This window comes from Phytohabitans aurantiacus, assembly GCF_027923225.1.
GTDB classification, from domain to species: Bacteria; Actinomycetota; Actinomycetes; order Mycobacteriales; family Micromonosporaceae; genus Phytohabitans; species Phytohabitans aurantiacus.
Genome location: NZ_BSDI01000011.1, coordinates 12,821 through 37,315, shown reverse-complemented (window position 1 = coordinate 37,315; position 24,495 = coordinate 12,821). Strand labels below are relative to the sequence as shown.

Here is a 24,495-nt window from a genome sequence, read left to right as displayed (position 1 = left end):
TCACCTTTCGTTCGTATCTATTCAGGGGGTGGTGGATCGGCGGCGCGCCACAGCGGCCGCCACGTCTTCCAGGTGTCGCCGCATGAGATCGCGCGCCAGTTCCTCGGAGCCGGCTTCGATAGCGGCGAGGACGGCCCGGTGCTCGTCATGGTCGAGCGACCGGTCGTCGAAAATCAGCAGGATCTCCCGCTGCTCACCGGCGTGGACCGACAGCAGCGAGTCGAGAACTTCGTGCAGGATGCGGTGGCCGCTGGCGGTGGCGACCGCGCGGTGGAAGGCCATGTTGGCCTCGTGCAGCCGCGCGTCGTTGCCGTCGGCGAGGTGCTGCTCCGCCGCGTCGAGCGCCCGCCGCAGGGCCACCGTGGTGGCCGCGCCACCGCGCCGCGCCGCCAGCCCGGCGAGGTGCGGCTCGATGACGAGCCGGGCGTCGATCAGCTCGATGAGCTGGTCGACATCCAAGACGGGCAGATTCGGGTTGGCGATGACGATCCGGTCGAGCGCCGCGTTCACGTACATGCCGGAGCCGTGCCGGATGTCGATGGCGCCGGTGGCCTGGAGCTGCCGCAGCGCCTCGCGGATCGTCGGGGTGGCCACAGCGAAGCGTTTGGCCAGGTCACGGGCTGCCGGCAGGCGATCGCCGGGCCCGAGCCCCTCACTGCGGATCAGGTCGACGACGCGGTCGATGAGCGCGTCGGAGAGGCTCCGCCGCAGCACATCGTCGTCGGCGACCGTCACGCCCCCGCCTCCTCATGTTTCGGGTCGGTTAAAAGTGAGCAAGAGATTAGATGACTTGTTCACCTGGTGTCTAGCCCTCCACGCGATCAACCGCGAGAATGGGGCGTGTCGCAACCCATCGCCCGCCGCCGGCTGCTCGACGAGGTCACCGAGCGCATCCTGGCCCACATCCGCGACGAGGGCCTGCGCCCGGGCGACCGGCTGCCCTCCAACCGCGCACTCTCCGAACGCTTCGTGGTCGCCACCCCGACGCTGCGTGAGGCCCTGCGCCGCCTGGAGGCCACCGGCGCGGTCGAGCTGCGGCACGGCTCCGGCGTGTACGTGCGCGCCGATCTCGCGCGCATGATCATGGTCAACCCCAACCGGTTGCGCCTCGACCGGAGCGCGATCCTCGACCTGCTGGAGGCGCGCGAGCTGATCGAGCCGCACATCGCCGAGGCGGCCGCCCGCAATGCCACCGACGCCCAGCTCGACGAGCTCGCGGCCAGCCTCGACGCGGCCGGCGCCGCGCTCGCCGAAGACAGCGCCCTCCATACGGCCAATATGAACTTCCACCGCATCCTCGCCCGCCTCGCCGGCAACGGCGCCCTGGCCCAGGTGCTCGACTCGCTCATCGAGCTGCACGACGAGGAGCAGCGGCACATCCTCGCGCTGTACGGCGACCGCGACCACGACCACCAGGCACACCGGGCGATCCTCACCGCCGTGCGCGGCCGCCACCCCCGCAAGGCCCGCCGGCTCATGACCGAGCACCTGCGCGACGTGCGCGAGGTCGTCACGCGAGCGCTGGACCAGTGAGATGGCCTGGACCGAACGCCTGAACGCCCGCCCAGGCCGCATCGCGCTCGGCGGCGCCGAAATCGACGTGTACCACTGGGCCGAGATGGCGGACACGGTCGTCAACCCGCCCCACCGGCACACGTACTTCGAGGTGTGCTGGGTGGAGGGCGGGCACGGCGAGTTCGTCGTCGAGGGCGAGACGCACCCGATCGGGCCCGGGTCGCTGCTCTTCGCCCGGCCCGGCGTCCGCCACCAGATCATCAGCGCCGAGCCGCCCGGCATCCGGCTCGCCTGGGTGGCGTTCCACCTGCGGGTGGCGGGTGGCAGCGACCTGTTCGAGGCGTTCGCGCACTCCGCCCGCGCGCTCTCACACGACGCCAGCGACCAGGTGGCGGCGCTGTGGACGGCACTTCGCACCACCGGCAACGGGCCCGCGCTCCCCGGCCAGGACGTGGCCACCAACGCCGTCGCGCAGGCGCTCGTGGTGGCGCTGGCACAGGCCGGCACCGAAGGGCTGCGCTCCGAGCCGGTCGAGCCGCCGGACGCCGGTGCGAGCACGGTCCAGCAGGCGCTGCGGTACGTGCAGGACAACCTTGACCGGCCGCTCAGCGTCGACGAGCTGGCGCGGCACGTGCACCTGTCGGGGCGCCACCTCACCCGCCTCTTCACCGAGCACGTCGGGCGCTCGCCGGCCGCGTATGTCGAGCAGGCCCGGCTGGACCACGCGGCCGCTCTGCTGGTCCGCACGGACCTTCCGATCAAGCAGGTGGCGAGTGCTGTCGGCTACGCCGACGTCACGCAGTTCACCAGGGCGTTCACGCGCCGGCTGGGCACTCCCCCGGGCCGTTTCCGCACTGCCGCAAACCTTCATTCCGTGCTCAGCGTGTCCTGAATCGCCAAAGCGGTGGCCGGGCGATGCAATGACCTGGCACCCCTGGCGGCCACAGACTCTGAGGCATGACACCACTCGGCACACCCCAGGTCCACCAGTTCGAAACCGACGGGTACGTCCTGCATCGCCAACCGGTGCTGCCGGCGCCCGAATTCGCGCGCCTGAAAGCACTATTCGAGGAGCACCTGGCCGGCGCGTCCCGCGGCGACAGCGGCGAACTCGACATGCCGCACCAGCGCGACCCGAGACTGCTCGAATTCCTGCTGGCCGACGAGCTGCTCGATCTGGTCGAGCCGGTGATCGGCCCAGACATCGGCCTGTTCGCCAGCGCGTTTCTCTCCAAGGAGCCGCGCAGCGGGCGCGCCACGCCGTGGCACGAAGACTCATACTTCTGGGAGGACCGCTTCGACCGCATGAGCGGCATCGCGACGGTCTGGCTGGCGCTCGACCGGGTCGACCGCGAAAACGGCTGCATGCGCGTGCTGCCGGGCACCCACCTCGACCCGGGCGCCGAATACGAGTTCGCCGACCTCGACGCCAACAGCTTCGACCGGGTCGTCAAGGGCGACGTCGACGAAAGCCGCGCGGTCTACTTCGAACTGGACCCCAACCAGTGCTCGCTGCACGACGCGCGAATCATCCATGGCGCCGAGGCAAACCGCAGCGACCGCCGCCGCGCCGGATACACCATCCGATACTTCAACCAGTCCCTACGCTTCAACAAGGACCACCCCAAAAACGCCGGCCACCTCCTATGGCACGCAAGAGGCCGCAACGTAGCGGGCAACCCAGTCCAAAACTGACGGGTGTGATCAGGGCGTCCCTCAAGTCGTTAGAGCAACTTGAGGGACGCCCTGATCATGGAGGTGTTAGCGGGCCCAGACTGGGCGGGCGCCGGATGGGAGGAGGTCGCGGCGGGACGGGGGGTCCGTCGCGCGGGCGCCGGTCGTTGCCGCGACCGGTGCTGGTGCGCAGCTTGTGCCGGGTGCGGGCAGGGTCTGGGAGACGAGGTATGCGTCGACGGCGTTGTCGATGCACGGCGTGCGGGCGTATGCCCCGTGGCCCCAGCCTTCGTATGTCAGCAGGACCGCCGACGATCCCATCTGCTGCGCCGCCGCCGTCGCCCAGTTGTACCCGGTGGCCGGGTCGTGCTTGGCGTTGACGAGGAGCAGCTTGTTGGAGGGCGAGACGACGTTCAGCGGGTGCTGCGGGTTTTGCACCTTGCCCGGCCAGCCGTGGCAGGTGACGGTGGCGTCCAGGCCCAGCGGCGAGAAGCGCATGTCCGGCGCGACCGCCCGCTGCTTGGCCATCAGCGTCGTGTACTGCTGGAAGCTCGCTATCGGCAGCGCCCAGTCTTCGCAGAAGACGGCGGGGAACGGGTTCTCGTACGCCTCGTCGATCGGTGCGTATCGCAGCGCCGCCCGCGCCTCGGCCACCGTCGCGGTCTGCGGCTGGCCCGACCCGCCGTTCAACCAGTTGATGGTGTCGGCGAGGAAGAACCAGTCGGGGCCGTAGAACGAACTGTACGCGAAACCGATCAGGTCCATTGTGGTGTAGTGCCACGTCGGGTCGCCGGGGTCGGTGAGCTCGCCGTTGTCGGCCTTGACGAGCAGGCTGCGCCAGACCGCGCTGATGTCCTGCCCGTACATGGGACAGCTCGGCTCGGCGTTGCAGCCCTTGACGAACTCGTCGAACGAGTCCTGTGCCGTGGCCGCCTCGGTCTCCAGGAAGGCGGTGGTGCCGACGCTGTGGTCCATGTTGCTGTCGAGCGCTATCGCCCGCACCTTGTCCGGGTACAGCTCGGCGTACTGCTGGCCCATCAGCGTGCCGTACGAGACGCCGTAGTAGGTCAGCTTCGAGTCGCCGACCGCGCGCCGGATGGCCTCGATGTCACGGGCGACGCTGATCGTGTCGACGTGGTCGAAGACCGGGCCGGTGCGTGCCTTGCAGTCGTTGCCGAGCGCCTGGTTGTAGGCGCCCCGGCGCTGGAACTCGCCGCGGGTCTCGATGATCGGTCCCGGGAACTTGAGCAGCAGGTCGGCGCCGCACACCACCGGGTTGCTGCGGGCCACGCCGCGCGGGTCGAACCCGACGATGTCGAACTTGTTGCGCAGTTCCTCGGTGAAGTAGTAATAGCCCCACAACGCGAAGTCGACGCCGGAGCCGCCGGGACCGCCGGGGTTGATGACCAGCGAGCCGATGCGGTTCGCCGAGTCGAGCGCGGGGCGCTTCGCGACCGCGACCTTCATGGTCGGCCCGGACGGGTTCGACCAGTCGATGGGGACGGTCAGCGTGCCGCATTGGGCGGGCGGTTCGAAGGGTTTAGGATCGGGGGCGCCGGCACAGGGACCCCACGTGATCCGCGGGATGTTGGGCGGTGGTTTTGGTGCTGCCGCGGCGGCGCTTGGCGGCACGAGGACGGTGGTGACGAGAGCGAGAGCGATCAACTTCCCCGTTGTACGCATCCGCTCACGGTATGCCTCGAAGTCAATGCCGTGGGGCCCCGCGAAAAGCGGGGCCCCACGTTCCAATCAGGACCCGAGAAGGTGGTCCATGGACCGTTCGACGAGATCGTCGCGAACGGCCGGTGCCAGACCTTCCAGGCCGAATCCGGTGTATACGGTGTCGGGCGTTACGACGATGCCGCCCTCTTCGAAAGCGGTCTGCGTGCGTACCCAATCGGAGCTGTTCGGACCGGAGCCCGGTGCGGCACCCGCGATCGTCCAGCCGCCGAGGTCGGTCTCGAACGACGTCTCCGCCACCGGCGAGCCGCCCGCGAGAACGCGTACGTCGTCGAGGAAGACGCCCAGACCCTGGGTTCCCCAGTCCGACACGTAGGAGATGGACAGTTCAACCTGCTTGCCGGCGTACGCCGACAGGTCGACCGACCACTCCTGCCAGCCGCCCGACGCACCGGACGCCGCGTTCCACGTGCCGGTGGTACCGGTCGGCGAGCAGTCCGCGCCCTGGTAGTGGGCGAGGAACGGGTGCAACTGCGACACCCAACCCGCGGCGCAGCTCTCACCGGTCTCGTTGCCGGTGTGGCCGTTGGCCTCGGGCAGCGTGGTCCAGTTGTCGGTGCCCACCTCGTGCGCCTCGACGAAGAGGAAGTCCCACTCCGCCTCGGTGTCGTACGAGGTCCAGAAGTTCAGCTCCGCCGCCGTGACCCCGGTGAGGTCGACGGTGCGCATGAGCCGCTTGTACGACTGGTCAGCCTGCCCGCTGTAGAGGTACCAGTCACCGGTCAACGGGTCGAACGGCGCCGGGCCGGGCCGCACCCAGTCCGCCGCGATCTCGCTGGTGAACTGCGGGAACTGCGCCGGAGGCAGGAAGCTCGACGTCGGCAGGAACGAGGCCGTGTGGTCCTGGTTCCCCGCCGAGCCGGGCGCGTTGAGCTCACCGGTCCAGCCGCTGAGCTCGCCGATGCCGCTAAGCGGGTAGGTGCCGCCCTCGGCCGTCGTGCCGGCGCCGTCGACGTACGTGTGCGCGCCCAGGTAGTACTGCTGGAAATCGTTGATCAAGGGCAGGCACGGGTACGTGTCGGGCGTGGTGCACTCGGGTGGCCCGAACGGGTTGTAGTCGTACGTGTTGAACGCCTGGGCGTACAGCGCGTACTTGCCGGAGACGAGCAGCTTGCCGCCCTCGTTGACGTAGTCGCGGACGGCCAACTCGGTCTCCAGCGCCGACAGTGCCGCGGTGCCGCCGACCTGGCCGGTCGCCCGCTGGATGATGTCGTCGCCGGTCTCCCAGACCACCGCCTTGTAGTGCGAGAGCACGCCAAGGTGGTGCGGCGCCTTGCGGCCCCGGGTGTCGAAGTCGTACACGTCGGACGTGTGCCCGGCGGCCGTGAGCGCAGCGACGTACTCGTCGGCGTACTTCGCCGAGGTGACGCCCTGCGCCGGGCTGATGCCGGTCACGTCTTCGGCGGCGAGCACCAGCACCTCACCGCCGATGTCGGTGCTGACGGTGTAGGTGAAGCGGTCACTCGACACCTGCCCGACGTTCGGCTTGCGGCCGGAGAACCAGACTTCGACCCGGTCACCCGCCTTCGCGCCGCTTACCGTGCCACGCAGTTCGGCGTAGTAGTCGTCGTGCGTGTCGCCGTACCGCTCGCCGCCCTTCCACTCCTTGACCCCGACGGTCTTGGGACGGCCGCCGTTGATCGTGTAGTGCATCTTGACGTCCTTGAGCGCCCGGCGGGCGATCGTGGCGACCGGCTGCTTGCTGCCGTAGGAGACGTCGAACGGGTCGGTGACGAAGTCGGGCGTGCTGCGCCCCACCACGGACACCGGCTCGTCGGGGTCGAGCGCCGACTGGCCCACCGCCAGCGCGAACGGGATGTTCTTGGCGACCTCTGCCGCGATCAGCTCTTCGTCGTCCGGGAAGATGAAGGTGCTGACGCAGTCGTCCGGCTCCCACTCGTCGTCGGGCACCGACGCCGACACCGTCTGGCAGGTCGACATCTCGGGCGTGAAGCCGAGCGTGCCGTACTTGACCGTCATGTGCGTGTCGGTGTCGCCGTTGGTGATGTACAGCTCGGCCGAGATGTCCGGGTCGTAGCCGGGGACCGCCGGGTTGGCGTCGTCGCCGACCATCGCCTTGTAGATCTCGTCGTCCGGGCTGGGCGTGCTCACCTGCCAGCCGATGCCGTACAGCAGGAGCTCGGCCGCCGAGTGGTAGTTGATGAAGAACTCGAACCCGACCCGCTTGAACAGGCGGTCCAACGCCCGGGTCTCCGGCTCGGACGCCGGCCCGGTGCCGCGGAACGTGTCGCTGGCCGGGTCGGTCGACGAGCCCTCGTTGTCGTAGCCCCACTTGTAGGGGTAGTTACGGTTCGGGTCGACACCGTCGAGAGTGGTGAGCTGGCCGTCGCCGTCGTTGTCGCGCAGGTTCTTACGCCACAACCGGTTGCCCTCGGTGAACGTGTAGTCGTAGCCGTCCGGGTTGGCGACCGGCAGGAACCACAGCTCCGTCTTGTCGACCAGCGCCGTGATCTGCGGGTCGGTCCCGTATCCGGTCAGCACGTGGTGCATCAGCCGCCGCACCATCTCGGGGGTGATCCACTCTCGGGCGTGCTGCGCGCCGAGGTACATCGTGGCCGGCCGCTTGCCGTCTTCGACGTTGCGCGCGTTCTTGGTGACCTTGACCGCCAGGATCGGCTGCCCGTTGAGCGACTTGCCGACGTTGACCAGCTTGGCGATCTTGGGGTACCGCGCCGCGGTGGCCGTGAACTCGTCACGGATGCCGCCCGGCTCGCTGTACGACCGGAACGCGTCCCAGCCGGCACGCGCCTCCGAGCGGAGCACCTCCTGGGCGTCCTTGCCGTTGACCTTCTTCGGCGCCAGCTTGATGCCCTTGGACGCCAGCCGTGCCGCCTCGCGCTCACTGAGCACGGCCTCTACAGTGGAATTGCCAGACTTATCCGTCGAAACCGCCAGGTCTTCGTGGTCCAGACCGGTCTCGCGCAGCTCCTCCAACTGCGGTGCGGTCACGGTGCCCACAAAGATGCCGAGCTCGTCCTGGACCGCGCTCGGTTGCGTCGGTCCCTGTGCCCGCACCGGATCGGCCAGTGCGAGCGCACCTACCAGAGTGAGCACGCAGGCTGTTGCCAATCGTGCTTTCCTCATCGCGCCTCCTCTATTTTGAAGCAGGTCCACGCGTGAGCTTCCTGTCACTCCGGGTAGCTGTCAATCAACCCTTTGGGTCCCGCCGGTCCCTGATCTTCTCCGGAGAAGAGCGATTTGTGCGGGTGACACGCTGATCTACCGCGACGCCCCGTATGCACGGATGACCGTTTGCGTCACCGCGACGCCACCGGCCCCGACCGCGTGTACGCGGAGTGAGACGCTGCCCGTGCCGGCGGGGATCGCCGCCTTGCCCGCGGTCACGGAAACCGGCCGCCACGTACGCCCCTCGTCGAAGGAGACCTCGGCGCCGGCGATCCGGCCGCCGGACGCGCTGAGGCCGACCCGGTGCCGTCCCGACACGTACCCGCTGAGGTCCGCCGGCACGTCGTAGTCGATCCGGAGCAACGGCAGCTTCTGCGCGGACGCGGTCGTCGACGAGCGGAAGCTCCACACCGTCTCGGTGCGGGTGGCCCACCGCCACTCCTCCGACGTGCGGGCCGTGGTCAGCGCCAGCCGGTACGAAGCCGCTCCGGCGGGCACCGTGACGTCCTGCCAGGCGTCGGGCAGCGTCGCGACCAGTGCACCGTCACGCCACAGCTTCGCCTCGACGGCGTCGTCGAAAGTAGACACTCCCCAGTGGTCGGTCGAGCCGAACTCCGCGACCCGCAGCGCCATCGTGTCTCCGGTGCGCGTCGAGCCGACCGAGGCCGGCCGCACCACCGGCTTGTACCACTCCTCGGTGACCCGGTCGCCGCCCCGGAAGCGGCGCGGATCGTCTGCCTGGCCGCCCCGCAACGGGCCAGAGTCGTCCCATGTGTACTCATGGTGGACCACGTGCTGCCACCACGAGTCGCCTGCCGACACCCATTCCTCGCGCCGCGCCGGCGTCGCCACGAAGCGCTGCCGGTCGTTCCAGGAGTACTGCTGCCACGGGCGCCAGCCGAACCGCTGCTCCTTCGCCCAGCCGAACCCGCCCATGTCCGCGTACTGCGCCGTCACGCGAGTGGTGTTCGCCTCGGTCACGCGGTGCACGATGCGCTCCGGCACCCGGCCACGCTCCACATGGAACACGTCGTACAGGTACGGGCTGGAGACGGTCAGCGTCAGGTCGAGCGTGGCGTTGCCGGCCCGCGCCCGGGCGAGCAGCCGCTGGCCGTCGTCGTGCGCCACCACCATGGCCGGGATCGGCAGCCGGTCGCCGACGGGGCGCCACACGGTCCAGGGCGAGAAATCCGGCGGGCGCACGATCAGCGCCACCGCCGCGCCGGCTTGCGCCGCCGCCGCGATCTGCTCCTCCTCCGAGAGGGTGTCCGACGCCTCCAGCAACGCGGCGACGCCCTTGCCCGCGGCCAGCTTCAGCGGGTACCGCCGGCTGCCGTCGAACGCGGGCGACTGGTGGAGCAGGTTGATGTCGAGCGGCGCGGCGACCCCCGGCACCCGCGCCTTCACCATCGGCGCGACGAGCTGCCAGCGGGACGAGAACTCGAACTGCCCCGCGGACGGGCGCCGGGTGGGCGTGACGTTGACCTGCTGCACGGTACTGAAGTGCATGACGCCGTGGCTGACCGACCGCCCGTTGCCGTGCACCCGGTGCACGTAGTAGCTCAGCACCGCCTGCTGCTCGGCCGGTCGCGGCGTCTCGATCCGGATGGGCGTACCGGTGCGGGCGTCCAGCAGCACCTCCAGGTCACGGGTCACCCGTAACTCCGGGTTGGTGATGAGCGTCGCCTGCTCGTCCAGCGGAGCGCCGTCTTCGATGAGCGCGTGCAGCAGGTACGGGCCCTCGGCCACCTCGGCGGTGAACGTGCCGCCCGGTGACAGCCAGCCCAGCGCGTCGAACCGGCTGTCTTCGCCGTGCAGCGCCACGACCGGTACGCCCACGGGGGCGCCGGAGCGGTCGACCGCGCGGAACGTCACGGTGTGCCGCGGCCCGTCGAGGGTGACGGCGACGGCGGTGCGCACGGTCACGCCGCCGGGGCCCGTGGCGGTGACCCAGCCGGTGTGCCGGCCGCGCGCCGTCAGCTCGGCGGTCACCGGTACCTGGACGGTCTGTCCGCTGGGGACGGTGACGCTGGCCGGGGCACGGAAACCCGCCGGGGCGCTGATGGCGAGCGTCACGGCGCCGGCGGAGTCGTTGGTGTACGCCAGGTTCCGCGTCACCGGGGGCGCCGGATCGGTGTGCACTCCAAAGTCGAGGGTGCCGCCCGCGTACACGTGCTGCGTCACGGCGCGTGCGATGTCGACCCGGCCGCCGCCCTGCGCGAAGACCGAGAGGGCGGGGTTTGTGCGCGCGGTGCTGACGAGCGCGTCCTTGAGGCGCGGAGCCGTCCACTTCGGATTCGCCTGGGCGAGCAGCGCCGCGGCGCCCGCCACGTGCGGGGCGGCCATCGACGTGCCGGAGGCCGCGGTGTAGTTGGCGTCGACCGGCGTACCCATGGAGGTGCCCGCGGCACGGGCGGCGACGATGCCGACGCCCGGCGCGGTGATCTCGGGCTTGATCGCGAGGTCGCCGAGGCGCGGGCCCCTGCTGGAGAAGTCGGCGAGCCGCTCGTCGCGGTCGACGGCCCCGACGGTGAGCGCCTCGCTGGCCGCCCCCGGTGTGCCGACCGACGAGTCGGCGCCGTCGTTGCCGGCCGAGACGACGAAGAGCGTGCCGCTGTCACGGGAAAGCTCGTTGAGCGCCTGGCTGAGCGGGTCGGTGCCGTCTGTGGCGTCGTCGCCGAGGCTCATGTTGACGATTTCGGCGCCGGACGCGACCGCCCACTCCATACCGGCGATGACCCACGAGTCGTACCCCGACCCGCTGTCGTCGAGCACCTTGCCGATCAGCAGGTCGGCCCCCGGTGCCACGCCCTTGCGCGAGCCGCCGGTCGCCGCCCCCGTGCCGGCGACCGTCGCGGCGACATGCGTGCCGTGTCCAAAGTGGTCAACGCTGTCCGCGCTGTCGGTGAAGTTCTGCGCCGCCTCGATCTGGCCGGCGAGGTCGGGATGGGTGGGGTCCGCGCCGGTGTCGAGCACCGCCACGTCGATGCCGCTCCCGTCATACCCGGCCTGCCACACCGCCGGCGCCCCGATCTGGGCGACGCTGCGGTCGAGCACCGGCCGCACCCGGCCGTCGAGCCAGATCCGGGCGGGCTGCCTGCGGGAGCTGGTGGACCGCCAGAACGCCGCGAGGTCGTCGCTGCCGACGCGGAGCGCCGTCGCGCCGATGCTCGGCAGCTCGCGCACGTCGCGGGCAGCGGCCCGGAAGTCGCCGCCGCCCTGGACGATCAGCGGCAGGGCGCCCACATACCCGTCGGCGATCAGCTCCTGGACGTCGAAGAGGTCGGCGTCGAGGGTGCCCGCCGAGACGGCGGGAACAGCGTCGCTGGGCAGGACCCGCAGGCCGCCGTCGACTTCGAGGGTGTGAAACGTGATGCGCTCGCGCCCGGGCGCGGGTCGCACGCTCGCCGCATACCGGCCGGGCGCCGCCTCGGCGAGCTCGACCACGTCGCCGGTGATGAGCGTGACGCTGCGTGAATCGGCGCCCGGTTTGGGCAAGCCGCCTGGTTTCGGTGCGCCCTGTGCGGGCGTCCCCACAGCGGTGACTGTGAGGACGCCCGCGATGACCGCGGCCACCCCTCTGGTGAGCGGCGTCATGGCGGCATGCTCCTTCGTGAGGGCGACAAGATCGCAGTCTGCGGGTTTACGACACCGCAGGTCACTAGCTACGACGTGCGCAAAAGAGACATGGCGCTAAGGCGACAGCCCGGTAGGGTGTGGCTCCATGCTGGCCATTCGGGCTGCCCGGCTCTTCGACGGCCGCACGGTGACCCGCGACCCGGTCGTGCTGGTCGACGCCGGGCGCATCGTCGAGAAGGGTTCTCCCGCCGAGGTCCTCGACCTGGGCGACGCCACACTCCTGCCCGGACTGGTCGACGCACACACGCACCTCGCGCTCGACGCCAGCGACGACCCGGTCGGTCGTGTCGTCGCCGCGAGCGACGACGAGCTGCTCGACAGCATGCGCGCCGCCGCGCGCACCGCGCTGGCCGCGGGCATCACCACCGTCCGCGACCTCGGCGATCGCGGATACCTTTCTCTGGTACTGAGAGACGAGCTGGCCCGTGACCCGATGGCCGGCCCGCAGGTGCTCGCCGCCGGCCCACCGATCACCACGTCGGGCGGCCACTGCTGGTTTCTCGGCGGCGAGGCGGACGGCGTCGAGGGGATCCGGGCGGCGGTACGCGAGCGGGCCGAGCGCGGCGTCGACGTCATCAAGATCATGGCTACCGGTGGCGAGCTGACCCCGGGTTCCCTCGCGGACACGGCGCAGTACGGGCCCGACGAGCTGCGCGCCGCCGTCGACGAGGCGCACCGGCACGGCCTGCCTGTCACCGCGCACGCCCACGCCGCGGGCACGATCGTCGACGCGGTGGCAGCGGGAGTCGACACGATCGAGCACTGCTCATACGCCACGGACGAGGTGATCGGTGTTCTCCGCCAGGCGGGCACGGTGGTCTCGGTGACCGTCGGCGCCGACCCGCGTTTCCCGTACCCGCCACGGCTCGTCACGCTCCTCGTCGAGTACTTCCAGATGGTCGCCCGGCTCCGCGAGGCCGGCGTGCCCGTCGTGTGCGGCAGCGACGCCGGCATCCGGGAGGCCAAGCCGCACGGCGTCCTCCCGTACGGGGTGGCCGCCCTGGTCGAGCGCGCCGGCTTCTCCCCCGCTGAGGCGCTGCGCGCCGCGACCTCGCTGGCCGCCGACGCGTGCGGCGTAGGCGATCGCAAGGGCCGGATCGCCCCCGGCTACGACGCCGACCTGCTGGCCGTGCGGGGCGACCCCCTGACGGACATCACCGCGCTGACCCGCGTGAGCGCGGTGATGCGCACCGGCAGGCTGCTCCGCTCCCCGTGATCAGGTGTCAGTAGCGTTGCTGGTGCTCGATCGCGCGTAGCAAGGCGCGGCTGACCTGGCCGAACTCCTGCTCGTCCCAGGTGGTGAAGAGCAGCGTGGGGCGGTGCTGGTATTCCGCCCAGAGGTGGAAGCTCGCCGGCCAGCGGCGGCCGCAGAAGAGCACGCCACCAGCGGCGGCCAGACCGGTGAGCAGCGCCAGGGCCAGCACCGCCGGCGACCGGAAGACGAAGGCCACCGGAGTGACCACGAACAGCTCACCCAGCGCGACGACCATGGCGGCCCGGGTGGACGGCGAGAGCGGGCCGCGACCCCGCTCGATGCAGTAAAGATCCGCGATCGGGAAGCGCACGCCGTTGACGAGCAGGCTCTGGTCGTCGACGATCACGCCGCGCTGGTTGTAGAAGGTGACTCTTGCTGGCCTTGTGGGCCGGCTGAGGTGGCCGATGGTCATCGTGACCTCCTTCGCTACCCCTCATGATGGGGTGCGAGGAGGCTGGGTGCAAGCTGGCTTTCTGCCAGGTGGCAGATAGTGCTATAGCTCGTCCATCGCGCGGTAGATGCGCTGCTCGGAGACCGGGTACGGGGTGCCGAGCGCCTGAGCGAAGAAATTCACCCGCAACTCCTCGATCATCCAGCGGATCTGGTACAGCCCCGGGTTCCCTGCCAGCTCCCGCCGCAGCTGGTCGTACTCCTGCTGGACCTGCTCGATCCGCCGGGTCTGCTCCAGGTCGCGAGCCGGGTTCTGGGTCAGCCGCTCCAGGCGCCGCTCGATCGCGGTCAGGTAGCGCGGCAGGTCCGGCAGGCGCTGCCAGCCGGTCGCGGTGACGAAGCCGCGGTACACGAGCCCGCCGAGCTGAGCGCGGATATCGGTCAGCGACGGCATCAGGTCGAGCCGGTTACTGCTCTTGAGACGCTGCTCCACTGTGTACGCCGCCGCGAGCACGCGCCGCACCTTGTCGACGACGTCGACGAGCGCGTCGACAAACCCGGCACGCACATGGTCACGCAGCACCCCGAACCCGGCCTCGTCCCACGCCGGACCGCCATGCTCGGCGAGCAGCCGGTCGACGGCCGCGCCCGCGCAGTCGTCGAGCAGGTCGACCACGCTGCGGTGCGGGTTGCGGCTCAGCGCCAGCTTCGTCTCGTTCGTCAGCCGGCCCTGCATCACCTTCGAGGGCGCGGGCAGGCCGATCAGCAGCAGGCGGCGGGTGCCCTGCCACATCGCGTTTCGCTGCTCCGCCTCGGTCTCGAACACCCGCACGCCGGCGGTCTCGCCCTCGTCGACCAGCGCCGGATAGGCGGTCACCGCGTAACCGGCCCGGTCCTGCCGGATGCTGCGCGGCAGCGTGCCCGCCTCCCATGCGCGCATGCCCTGCTTGCTCACGCCGGGCGCCGCCGCCGCGACCGTCTCCCGCACGGTCGGCTTCAGCTTCGCCTGCAACGCGGCCAGGTCCTTGCCCTCGCCGAGGGTGGCACCCTTGTCGTCCAGCACCCGAAACGTCATTCGCAGGTGATCGGGCACTTTGGACAGATCCCAGGCGTCGCGGGGCACCGGCACGCCGGTCAGCCGGCGCAGCTCGCGCTCAAGGGCATCGAGCAGCGACCCGTCACTCGCCGCGATCCGGTCCAGCACCGCGCGGGCATAATCGGGTACTGGCACGTAGTTGCGCCGCACCGCCTTGGGCATCGACCGGATCAGCGCGATCACGAGGTCTTCGCGCAACCCCGGTACCTGCCAGTCGAACCCGGCCGGTGACAGCCTCGGCAGCAGCGGCAGTGGAATGTGGACGGTCACGCCATCGGCGTCGGTGCCCGGCTCGAACTGGTACGTCAGCTTCAGCGCGACACCGTCCTGGCGCCACTCGTCGGGATAGTCCGCCGCGTCGACCCGCCGCGAGCCCTCGTTGATGAGCATCGTCTTTTCGAACGCCAGCAGGTCTGGCTGCGTGCGGCGGGTCTGCTTCCACCAGCTGTCGAAGTGCCGGGCCGACACCACGTCCGGCCCGATCCGCTGGTCGTAGAAGTCGAAGAGGGTCTCGTCGTCGACGAGGATGTCGCGCCGCCGGGCCCGGTGCTCCAACTCCTCCACCTCGTCGAGCAGTGCCCGGTTGTCGTGGAAGAACTGGTGGTGGGTGTCCCAGTCACCCTCGACCAACGCGTGGCGGATGAACAGCTCCCGCGACAGGCGCGGGTCGATGCGGCCGAAGTTCACCTTGCGCGAGGCGACCAGCGGCACGCCGTACAGCGTCACCTTCTCGTACGCCATCGCCGCGCCCTGCTTCTTTTCCCAGTGCGGCTCGCTGTAGCTGCGCTTGACGAGGTGGCCGGCGAGCTTCTCCACCCACTCGGGCTCCACCTTGGCGACGATGCGCGCCCAGAGCCGCGAGGTCTCCACCAGCTCGGCGGCCATCACCCACTGCGGTTGCTTCTTGAACAGCGCCGAACCCGGGAAGATGCCGAACTTCGCGCCGCGCGCACCCAGGTACTCGTGCTTCTGGCTGTTTTTGAGGCCAACGTGCGACAGCAGGCCCGCGAGCAGCGACTGGTGGATGCGCTCGGCGTCCGCCGGTGGCGCTTTGGCTGGTTTGACGGCCTGACGCAGTTGCGAGTACAGGTCCTGCCACTCGCGCACCCGCAGGTAGTTGAGGAACTCGGTGCGGCACATCCTGCGGAACTGGCTGCCCGACAGGGCCTTCTGCTGTTCCTGGATGTGATTCCAGAGGTTGAGGTACGCGAGGAAGTCCGATGGGGAGGTGGCGGCGAACCGCGCGTGCATCTGGTCGGCCGCCTGCTGCCGGTCGGTGGGCCGCTCGCGAGGGTCCTGAATAGACAGTGCGGCGGCGATGACGAGCACCTCGTGCACGCAGCCGTTGTGCTCGGCCTCCAGCACCATCCGCCCGAGCCGCGGGTCGATCGGGAGCTGCGCGAGGCGCCGGCCGAGCTTGGTGAGGTTGGGGTCGAGCGCGCCGAGCTCGTGCAGCAGGTCGACGCCGTCCTTGATGTTGCGCCGATCCGGCGGGTCGATGAACGGAAACGCCGCCACCTCGCCGAGCCGCAGCGCGGTCATCTGGAGGATGACGGAGGCGAGGTTGGTGCGCAGGATCTCCGGATCGGTGAACTCGGGGCGGGAGGCGAAATCGTCCTCGGAGTACAGCCGGACGCAGATGCCGTCGGAGGTGCGGCCGCAGCGACCCTTGCGCTGGTTGGCCGACGCCTGCGAGACCGGCTCGATCGGCAGCCGCTGCACCTTGAGCCGGTGGCTGTACCGGGAGATCCGCGCCGTCCCCGGATCCACCACGTACTTGATGCCCGGCACCGTCAGCGAGGTCTCCGCGACGTTGGTGGCGAGCACTATCCGGCGGCCGGTGTGCTGTTGGAAGACGCGGTGCTGCTCGGCGATGGACAGCCGGGAGTACAGGGGCAGGATCTCGGTGTTGCGCAGGTTCTGCTTGTTGAGCGCGTCGGCGGTGTCGCGGATCTCCCGCTCACCGCTGAGAAACACCAGGATGTCGCCCGGCGCCTCGGCCGACAGCTCGTCGACGGCGTCGAGGATCGCCTGGATCTGGTCTCCCTCTTCGTCTTCCTGCGGGCGATACCGCACCTCGACCGGGTAGGTGCGGCCGGACACCTCGACGATGGGAGCGTCATCGAAGTGGCGCGAGAACCGTTCCGGGTCGATCGTCGCCGACGTGATGATCAGCTTGAGGTCGGGGCGCTTGGGCAGGAGCCGCTTGACGTACCCGAGAATGAAGTCGACATTGAGGCTCCGCTCGTGCGCCTCGTCGATGATGAGCGTGTCGTACTGCCGCAGCATCCGGTCACGCTGGATCTCGGCGAGCAGGATGCCGTCGGTCATCAGCTTGACGAGCGTGCCGTCGCTCACCTTGTCGGTGAACCGCACCTTGTATCCGACCGTGGTGCCGAGCGGTGTGTCCAGCTCTTCGGCGATGCGGTCCGCGACCGTGCGGGCCGCGATCCGGCGCGGCTGGGTATGGCCGATGACCCCGTCGACGCCGCGGCCCAGCTCTAGGCAGATCTTGGGAAGCTGGGTCGTCTTACCCGAGCCCGTCTCGCCGGCGACGATCACGACCTGGTGGTCGCGGATCGCGGCGAGGATCTCGTCCTTTTTCTGGCTGACCGGCAGCGCCTCGGGGTACGTAATCTTGGGCACGCTGGCGCGACGCTGACTGGGATCCATTTCGCCTGCCAGGCTACCCGGCTCGGGAGTTTCCCCCCACCGACTTTCCTCCGTCCGTGATCAGGGCGTCCCTCAAGTCGTTAGGGCTACTTGAGGGACGCCCTGATCACGAGAAGGGTCAGTAGCGCCAGCGGGTGGCTGCCGCCACATCCGCCGGGGACGCGTCGGCGTAGAGGGCCTGTTCGGCGTCGCGCACCGCGCAGAAGGCTTCCAGCAGGACCTCCCCCATCGCGGGCGGGAGGATGTCGTCGGCGCGGAGGGCGGCCACCGCGCCGGGCAGCGAGGTGGGCAGGCGTGGGGGCTGGTCGGCCTCGGGCAGGCCCGCCGGGTCGACGGTCACCTCTGGCGGCAACGTCAGGCCGGCGTCGCGGGCCGCCGCGGCCACCGTGGTCACGGCGCCGGCGAGCAGGTACGGGTTGGCGGCCCCGTCGAAGCACTTGAGCTCGGCGTTGGCCGCCGTGTCGCGCTCGCCCACGCTGCCGGTGACCAGGCGCAGGCCGGCCTCGCGGTTTTCGCGGCCCCAGCACTGGTACGGGCCGGCCCAGTGCCGCGGCACCAGGCGCAGGTAGCTGGCCGGGCTGGGCGCCCCGATCGCGAGTAGGGCGGGGAGGCGGTGCAGGAGGGCGGCGAGGATGGATTCGCCTTCGGCGGTCACCCCGTAGGGACCGCCACCGCCGGCGAACAGGTTCTGCTCCCCGGTCCACGCCGACAGGTGCAGGTGCCCGCCGTTGCCCACCTGGCCGGCGACCACGACGGGTGCGAACGAGACCTGAAGCCCGAAGGTGGCGGACACCGCACGGATGGTCTGCCGCACCAGTACCGCCCGGTCGGCGGCGGTCACGGGGTCGGCGGGAGCCACCGACAGCTCCCACTGCCCGGCCGCGTACTCCGGATGGAACTGCTCGACGGGTACCCGCTGGGCGGCTAGGGCGGCGAGCACGGCGTCGGCGTACCCGGACAGCTCCACCAGCCGCGTCATGCCGTACGCCGGACCCGTCGTGGACGGCGCGGCGTCAGAGGTTCCCGCCGTGCCCGCGAACCACTCGAACTCGTACGCCATGCGCAGTTCGAGACCGGCATCGCGGGCGCGCTCGGTGGCCGCTCGCGCGAAGAGGCGCTGGCACCCGGGGTGCGGCGCGCCCTCCTGGGTGTACCGGTCGACGGGCGCCCACGCCCAGCCGGGCTGCGCGGCGAGCGCGGTCACGCGGGACAGGTCGGGATGCAGCCGGAGATCGCCCACCGGCCCGCCCGCGTACCGGCTCGTGGTGATCGAGTCGTCGACGCAGAACACGTCGAACACGGGCGACATGCCGACGCCCCACTCGGCGGCCCGTTCGAGCCGATCGGTCGGCACCGCCTTGACTCGGGTCACGCCCGCGTTGTCGACCCAGGTGAGCGCGATGTTACGGACGTCCTGCGCCGCCAGGTCGGCGGCGACGCGCCGAGCCTCCGCAGCCTGCTGCTGGCGATCCACGCACTGGATTATCCCCGCCCCAAATTCCCCTGGGGGTGATGTGCGGGGCGGCGCGTCGCACGAGACTGACGCCGTGACCGGAATTGGAACGACACCAAAAAGTGGTGTGACGGTGGTGGCGCACAGCGGCCGCCGGCTCTTCCGGGACGCCCTGGTCGCGTGGCTGGGGCGGCAATCGCGGTTCGACGTCGTGGGGCAGGCGTCCGATGTGGCCGAACTCCCCCGGTTGTGCGCGCTGCGAACACCCGACCTGGTACTCGTGGACGGGGGCTCCGATGTGGTCGCCACGCTGGGATCACTCACCGAGATTCGGGGAGGCTGTGGGCGTACCCGAATAATCGTCATCTGCGACGAGGTGCCGGCGGCGGCCGTGGTGGCGGCACGCCGCGCCGGGGTCGACGCGCTCGTGCCGGGCGCGCTCGGCCTGGACGCGCTGCTCAGCGTGCTGCACCAGCAGGCACGCGGGCCGCGCGCGGGCGTCACGGTCCCGACGCCGGGCGGCCTGACGCCGCGCGAGCGCGAGATCCTCTCGCTGCTCGGCGCGGGCCATCCGGCCCGGCGCATCGCCGCCATGCTGGGCAGCAGCGTCGGCGCGGTCGAAAACACCAAACGACACATCTACGCGAAGCTCAATGTGGCTACGCAGTGCCAGGCCGTCGCCCGGGCGGCCGCGCTGGGACTGGTACCCGCTCGCCGCGCCCCCGTGCGGCCGGACCAGCCCACCCGGGTACCGGAGCTGACCGCACGGGAGGCGGACATCCTGCGTTCGATCGCGATGGGTCATTCGGTACGCCAGACCGCGGCGCTGCTCGAAATCGCCGAAAAGACCGTGGAGAACACGCAAGCGAGGTTGTTTCTGAAGTTGGGCACGCACAACCGGGCCGGTGCCATCGGCGCCGCACACGGCATGGGCCTGCTCGACCACCTGGTCCCCGAAGCGTGATCATTGAGTCAGCCGACAGCGCAGGTTGTGGTGTTCAACGAGAATGCCGCTGGTCTGCCGTTCGTGCCGGACCAGGTCGCGGTGAATCCCACACCGCCAAGGGTCTGCCCCGGATTCAGGCGAGCGTTCCATGCGGCGTTCGCGACCGGCACCCTGGCGCCGTCCTGAGCCACCACCCCGTTCCACAACTGGGTGATCTGCTGGCCGTTCGGGAAGACGAAGCGCAGCGTCCAGCCCGCCGGTATCGGGGTGGAACCGGTGTTCTGAAGGCTCATCGTGACTCCGAAGCCACCGGAGCCGCTGCCCCACTGGGTGTCGACGCGATACGTCACCCGGCAACTCGCCGGCGGCACGTTGCCCTCGGCGAAGAACACGTTTCCGGGAAGGTCGGCCCGCGGTACGTCGCTGTTGGCGGCGATGAGGTCGCCGAGCGAACGCCGGAAGTCGATCCCGTACGTGGTGCGGATGGTGTCGAGTGCGGCGCTCTGGTTGCCGAAGAAGAACCGGTCACCGTCGCGCAGCCGCTGGAACTCGCGGGCCCAGATCGCCCGCTGCAGCTCGCCGAACTCGGTGCCCGCGACGTGCGGCTCGGCAAGCGCACCGACGAACGCGTCCACATTGTCCACTGAGCCGTAGATGGCCGCCAGGCGGGCGGCGAGCGGCGCCCCGCGGGTGAACCTGGTCGGCGTCCCCTCGACGGCGTCCTCGTCGGCCTGATCGACCTCGGCGTTGAACACGTCGAAGAGTTGCGGGAAGTCAAGACTGGCGGGACTGTCCACAGTGGTACCGGGCGGGAACGCCGCGCTCGACTCACCGGTGATCTGGGTGAACGACGTGCGGGCCGGCAGCCCGTACGCCTGGCGCATCTGGTTGTACGTCGGCATGCCGTGGTCGCGGCCACGCTCGACGTCGATCGCGCCGAGGTCCAGTACGCCGTCGAAGCACTCCGGCAGCTCCTCCCCGTCGAGGCACTCCGGGTTGCCGGAGACCGGGATCTGGAAAAGCACACTGCGGAGCTGGTTGTCGATCATCTCCTCGTTGTTGTATTGCGGCTCGCCGCCGATCGCCTGCAACAGCGGCCCGAGCCCGATGCCCGGCACGAGGTTGGGGTTGAAGAAGCCACGGTTCAGGGGAATGACCAGTTCGACCTCGCCGTCCTCCTGGACGATCTCGATGCCCTGCGCCTCGAACGCGGCGAGCTGCGCCGGGGTGTAGTGGCCCTCCTCGACCGCGACCTCCATCTCGCCGTGGATCTGGCTGTGCACCCGGTACCCCACGGTGGCGAACTCGTTACTCAGCGCGGCGTTGACGCCCGGGTTGTACCCGCCGTACGCGGGCAGCGCCACGCCCATCGCCGGCAGCCACTCGTTGTACGTGATGTACTGCTGCTCGGCGATGATGACCCGGCGCGCGATCTGGAACTTGTCCTCCTCACTCAGCGACGCAGGCAACGCGTTGACGATCCGGTTGTGCTCGCGCGCGAATAGCGTGTGAGTGGCGGTGAGGAACAGGTTCTCGTTGGCTCGGACGTCACCGGCGATCATCGCGTCCGCCGGGTTGGCGCGCAGGATTCCGTCGACCTCCATCGGCGGCGCGGTCCCCGCGTTGCCGCGCGCGTTCGCCCGGGGCAGGTAGCTGTTCTGGAGCAGCAGCCGGCCGTTGTTGTTGGCCGGATTGCCGTCGACCGAGCCCTCGCGCAGCCAGTCCAACCGGGTGTTCGTGCCGCCGTAGACCGCGAACGCGTCAATGTACGAACTGGCCGTGTTGACCTGCTGCCGGGCGTTGGTGACACCGGTACCCGGCGCGGGGTCGGACCGCGCGAACGGGATGAAGCCGAGGGTGTTCTCGAACTCCTCCATTGGGTCGTTCTGGTTGAACGGGATGTTCGCGGTCTGGCCCGCGGGGTCGCCGGGCGCCCGGCCCAGACGCAGCCCGAACGTGTGGTCGAGGAACTGCCCCCAGGTCCAGCCCCACGCGGTTACCTGGCGTCCGGAAAAGACGTTCTGCGCGACATCATTGAAGACCCGGTTGCTGATGTACCGCGAATTGGGTCCGGCGACCGGCTGGCTCCGCCCGTCCGCGTAACGCGCCGCCGCCACCCGGGAGTACGGGGTGTTCGCCTGTCCCCAGGACGGATTGGCGGCGTTGTTGCCGCTGCCGTCCAGGCTCTGCACCTCGAATGGAACCGCCAGCGCGCTGGCGTACACAGCCAACGACGAGCCGGCCACTGTCATCAGCGCGACGAACGCGACAAGAAGTGAACGCCGCATCGTTCCTCCCTTGCGGCGGCGCCAATAACAGGAGTCGCGCGATTCGCGCCCCGACGGGACCGCTCGCTGGTTCGGAACACTGATCCTTATCTATTTTGAAGTCAACAGATCAGAATGCACTGCTTGCCCTTGGGGGCTAACATCCCCTGGGGGTTTGCGCTGCCATTCGGCAATCGCAAGGAACCGACATACATTCCTTACGATTGCCCTGAGCGGCTGATCAGGATACTCTCCACGCCGCGTGTTGGTCTTGGGGGCCGGGGGACGAGAGGTGGCATGGTGTCGGCTGCGGAAGACGGCGCATGACCAGGCCAGGTGACGGTCCGCCAGACCGGTTGAGGGTCGGTGGCTGGCTCAACAGCTCGCCAGATGACGCGCCGGACGGCTCGGTGGAGAGCCCCAGCGGTCCGGCGAGCGTGAGTGGCGCGCCCACGAGTGGCGGCCGGCACGCGGCCGAGCCCGACTCCGGCGACGACGGCGATCGGGGCGTGACCCCGTACGCGGCGCCCTCGCTGCCCGACGAGGACGAGCCGGCCAGCGGCCCGGCGCACCGGGCACGCCGCCGCCGCACGCCGATCGCCGTGATCGCCGGCGGTGCCGTCGCGGTCGCGCTCGCGGTGACGGTCTCGATCATCACGCTCGACGACCCGCCCACCGGCGACGGGGTCGCGCTCGGCACGCCGACCGCCCCACCCGCACAGGTCACCGCCGACTCCGGTCTCGGCCCCGGCCCGACCGGTGCGCCCACGACCCTGCCGCCAACCCCCGACGACCCGCCCGCCACGACGCCCGCGGTCAGCCCGACGAACACCGGTGGGTCCCTGACGACGTCCGTCGAGGCCGAGGACGCGCTGCTCGTCGGTGCCGCCGAGGTACTCGCCGAGCCGGCGGCCTCGGGCGGTCGGCTCGTGCACCAGATCGGCACGGACCAGGCCGGCAACTCCGGAGCGCTCGTCTTCAACGGGGTGACGGTGGCGCGGGCGACCCGGTACGCGCTGACCGTCGCGTACGTCACCGGCGAAGACCGCAACGTGCTGCTCTCCATCAACGACGACCGGCCGCTGCTGCTGCGCTTTCCGTCGAGCGGCGGGTGGGACACGGTGGCGACGCAGACGTTCACGATCGAGCTGCGGGCCGGGAGGAACAAGCTGGCTTTCAGCAACCCGGGCTACTTCGCGCCCCGAATCGACAAGATCAGCCTCCTGGGCTAATCGTGATCAGGGCGTCCCTGAAGTCGTTAGGGCGACTTGAGGGACGCCCTGATCACGGATAGACCCTTGGCTATGCGATCGGTGGGCAGCGCGCCGTAACCGATCACCAGGCCATGCTGGGCGGGGCGGTCGCCGCAGAAGCGGGCCAGCTCGGTCACCGCCACGCCCGCCTCGGCCGCACGGCGTACCACCGCGGTGAGGTCGACATCCGCGCCGGGCGCCAGCCGGGCGCAGACGTGCAATCCGGCGACCGATGGCACCGGCTCCAGCCAGCCGGCGAAGTCGCGCCGCAGCGCGCCGACCACCGCGGCGTGCCGGTCGGCGTACACCCGGGTGGCCCGGCGCACGTGGCGAGCCAGGTGCCCGTCGTCGAGGAACCGGGCCAGCGCTGCCTGATTGGACAGTTCGCCGTGCCAGTCCGTCAGGCGCTTGGCGCTCACCAGCGCCGGTCGCAGGGATGCCGGCGGCACCAGGAAACCGAGCCGCAGCATGGGAAGCATCGTCTTGGAGAACGTGCCAATGTAGACGACGCGGCCATCGCGGTCGATGCTCTGCAACGGTTCCAGCGGGCGATCCTCGAAGCGGAACTCGCTGTCGTAGTCGTCCTCCACCACCACCGCGCGGTGGCGTTCGGCCCAGGCGAGCAGCGCGGCGCGCCTGCGCAGCGACATCGGCACGCCCAGCGGGTACTGGTGGGAAGGCGTGACGTAGACGAGGCGGGCGTCGGCCGGTAACGCGGCCACGTCGAGGCCCTCGCCGTCGACGGGTACGCCGGTGACCCGCGCGCCCAGCGACTCGAAGAGCAACCGCGCCGGCGGGTACCCGGGCTCCTCCACCGCCACCCGGGTGCCCGGCTCGATGAGGATCCGGCCGACCAGATCGAGGGCCTGCTGCGCCCCGTGCGTGACGAGCACATCGTCGGGTGCCGCCCGCACCGAGCGGGCCACGCCGACGTACCGGGCGATCGCCGCCCGGAGACCGGGGTGCCCGGCGGGCTCGCTGTAGTCGGCCTGCTGGATGGTGGCGAGCCGCAACTCCTGCGCCACCAGGCGGCGCCACGTCTCCAACGGGAAGATCTGGATGTCCGGTACCCCGACCGTGAAGTCGTACGGCCCCGTGCCGAACCCGGTGACCGGCGACGGCGCGGTGCGCCAGAACCGCCTCGGCTCCACGCCCCGCCCAGCCGGCGCCGTACGCGTCCGCCGCCGGTCGAGCGCCTCGCGGCAGACGAACGTGCCGGCGCCGACCCGCCCGACGAGGAAGCCCTCCGCGGTCAGCCGTTCGTACGCCAGCGCCACCGTGTTGCGCGACACCGCCAGGCGCCGGGCCAGTTCGCGGGTCGGCGGCATCCGCTCGCCGGGGCGTAACCGGCCGTCGACCACCGCGTCGAGGATCTGGCGGTAGATCTGGGTGGCCAGGTCACCGCGCCCGGCGAGGCTAATGTGCAGGTCCATGATTGGCCCAATCA

Annotated in this window: 15 protein-coding genes; 6 read left to right on the top strand and 9 right to left on the bottom strand. The window is 70.3% G+C overall.

The annotated features are described in order from the left end of the window. Positions 1-21: 21 nt before the first annotated feature. Positions 22-735, bottom strand: a complete 714-nt coding sequence (locus QMG73_RS13940; protein ID WP_281895430.1) for a FadR/GntR family transcriptional regulator — start codon at positions 733-735, stop codon at positions 22-24. A gap of 105 nt (positions 736-840) precedes the next feature. Here QMG73_RS13940 and QMG73_RS13935 point away from each other — a divergent pair, with 105 nt between their 5' ends. The 3 genes from QMG73_RS13935 to QMG73_RS13925 all read left to right on the top strand — a co-directional run bounded on the left by QMG73_RS13935 (position 841) and on the right by QMG73_RS13925 (position 3,210). Continuing rightward, entirely contained in the window at positions 841-1,533 is a 693-nt protein-coding gene (locus tag QMG73_RS13935) for a FadR/GntR family transcriptional regulator (RefSeq protein WP_281895429.1), read from the top strand. Position 1,534: 1 nt separating this feature from the next. Then, positions 1,535-2,407 carry a helix-turn-helix domain-containing protein gene (locus QMG73_RS13930; RefSeq protein WP_281895428.1) on the top strand — a complete coding sequence of 291 codons (873 nt, stop codon included), beginning with the start codon at positions 1,535-1,537 and terminating at the stop codon, positions 2,405-2,407. Between the two features lie 65 nt (positions 2,408-2,472). Beyond that, complete coding sequence (locus QMG73_RS13925; RefSeq protein ID WP_281895425.1) at positions 2,473-3,210, top strand: phytanoyl-CoA dioxygenase family protein; 738 nt, start codon at positions 2,473-2,475, stop codon at positions 3,208-3,210. Positions 3,211-3,276: 66 nt separating this feature from the next. Here the strand turns inward: QMG73_RS13925 and QMG73_RS13920 are convergent, their stop codons facing one another. From QMG73_RS13920 to QMG73_RS13910, 3 genes are all read right to left on the bottom strand, one after another. Beyond that, complete coding sequence (locus QMG73_RS13920) at positions 3,277-4,872, bottom strand: alpha/beta hydrolase (RefSeq protein WP_281895423.1); 1,596 nt, start codon at positions 4,870-4,872, stop codon at positions 3,277-3,279. A gap of 66 nt (positions 4,873-4,938) precedes the next feature. Further along, entirely contained in the window at positions 4,939-8,034 is a 3,096-nt protein-coding gene (locus QMG73_RS13915; RefSeq protein WP_281895422.1) for a M14 family metallopeptidase, read from the bottom strand. Between the two features lie 135 nt (positions 8,035-8,169). After that, the gene (locus QMG73_RS13910; RefSeq protein WP_281895421.1) at positions 8,170-11,673 is read right to left on the bottom strand and encodes a S8 family serine peptidase; all 3,504 of its coding nucleotides are present in this window, start codon (positions 11,671-11,673) and stop codon (positions 8,170-8,172) included. 127 nt (positions 11,674-11,800) lie between these two features. Between QMG73_RS13910 and QMG73_RS13905 the strand changes: the two genes are divergently transcribed. Then, a complete protein-coding gene (locus tag QMG73_RS13905) occupies positions 11,801-12,931 on the top strand; it encodes a metal-dependent hydrolase family protein (protein ID WP_281895420.1) in 1,131 nt (376 codons plus the stop codon). Positions 12,932-12,938: 7 nt separating this feature from the next. Here QMG73_RS13905 and QMG73_RS13900 read toward each other — a convergent pair whose 3' ends face one another. The 3 genes from QMG73_RS13900 to QMG73_RS13890 all read right to left on the bottom strand — a co-directional run bounded on the left by QMG73_RS13900 (position 12,939) and on the right by QMG73_RS13890 (position 18,603). Further along, a complete protein-coding gene (locus QMG73_RS13900) occupies positions 12,939-13,382 on the bottom strand; it encodes a DUF6232 family protein (protein ID WP_281895418.1) in 444 nt (147 codons plus the stop codon). A gap of 81 nt (positions 13,383-13,463) precedes the next feature. Beyond that, positions 13,464-17,129 carry an ATP-dependent RNA helicase HrpA gene (gene hrpA / locus QMG73_RS13895; protein ID WP_281895416.1) on the bottom strand — a complete coding sequence of 1,222 codons (3,666 nt, stop codon included), beginning with the start codon at positions 17,127-17,129 and terminating at the stop codon, positions 13,464-13,466. Between the two features lie 118 nt (positions 17,130-17,247). Beyond that, positions 17,248-18,603 (bottom strand): type I glutamate--ammonia ligase, encoded by a 1,356-nt coding sequence (locus QMG73_RS13890; RefSeq protein WP_281895414.1) that lies wholly within the window; start codon positions 18,601-18,603, stop codon positions 17,248-17,250. Positions 18,604-18,676: 73 nt separating this feature from the next. Here QMG73_RS13890 and QMG73_RS13885 point away from each other — a divergent pair, with 73 nt between their 5' ends. Further along, the gene (locus QMG73_RS13885) at positions 18,677-19,546 is read left to right on the top strand and encodes a response regulator transcription factor (RefSeq protein ID WP_281895412.1); all 870 of its coding nucleotides are present in this window, start codon (positions 18,677-18,679) and stop codon (positions 19,544-19,546) included. A gap of 8 nt (positions 19,547-19,554) precedes the next feature. Here QMG73_RS13885 and QMG73_RS13880 read toward each other — a convergent pair whose 3' ends face one another. Further along, the gene (locus tag QMG73_RS13880) at positions 19,555-21,816 is read right to left on the bottom strand and encodes a peroxidase family protein (protein WP_281895410.1); all 2,262 of its coding nucleotides are present in this window, start codon (positions 21,814-21,816) and stop codon (positions 19,555-19,557) included. Between the two features lie 302 nt (positions 21,817-22,118). On the opposite strand from QMG73_RS13880, the gene QMG73_RS13875 reads away from it, so the two are divergent. After that, positions 22,119-23,027, top strand: coding sequence for a carbohydrate-binding protein (locus QMG73_RS13875; RefSeq protein WP_281895409.1), 909 nt, complete (start codon positions 22,119-22,121; stop codon positions 23,025-23,027). A 26-nt stretch (positions 23,028-23,053) separates the two neighbouring features. Here the strand turns inward: QMG73_RS13875 and pdxR are convergent, their stop codons facing one another. Beyond that, complete coding sequence (gene pdxR / locus QMG73_RS13870; protein WP_281895407.1) at positions 23,054-24,481, bottom strand: MocR-like pyridoxine biosynthesis transcription factor PdxR; 1,428 nt, start codon at positions 24,479-24,481, stop codon at positions 23,054-23,056. Positions 24,482-24,495 lie beyond the last annotated feature (14 nt).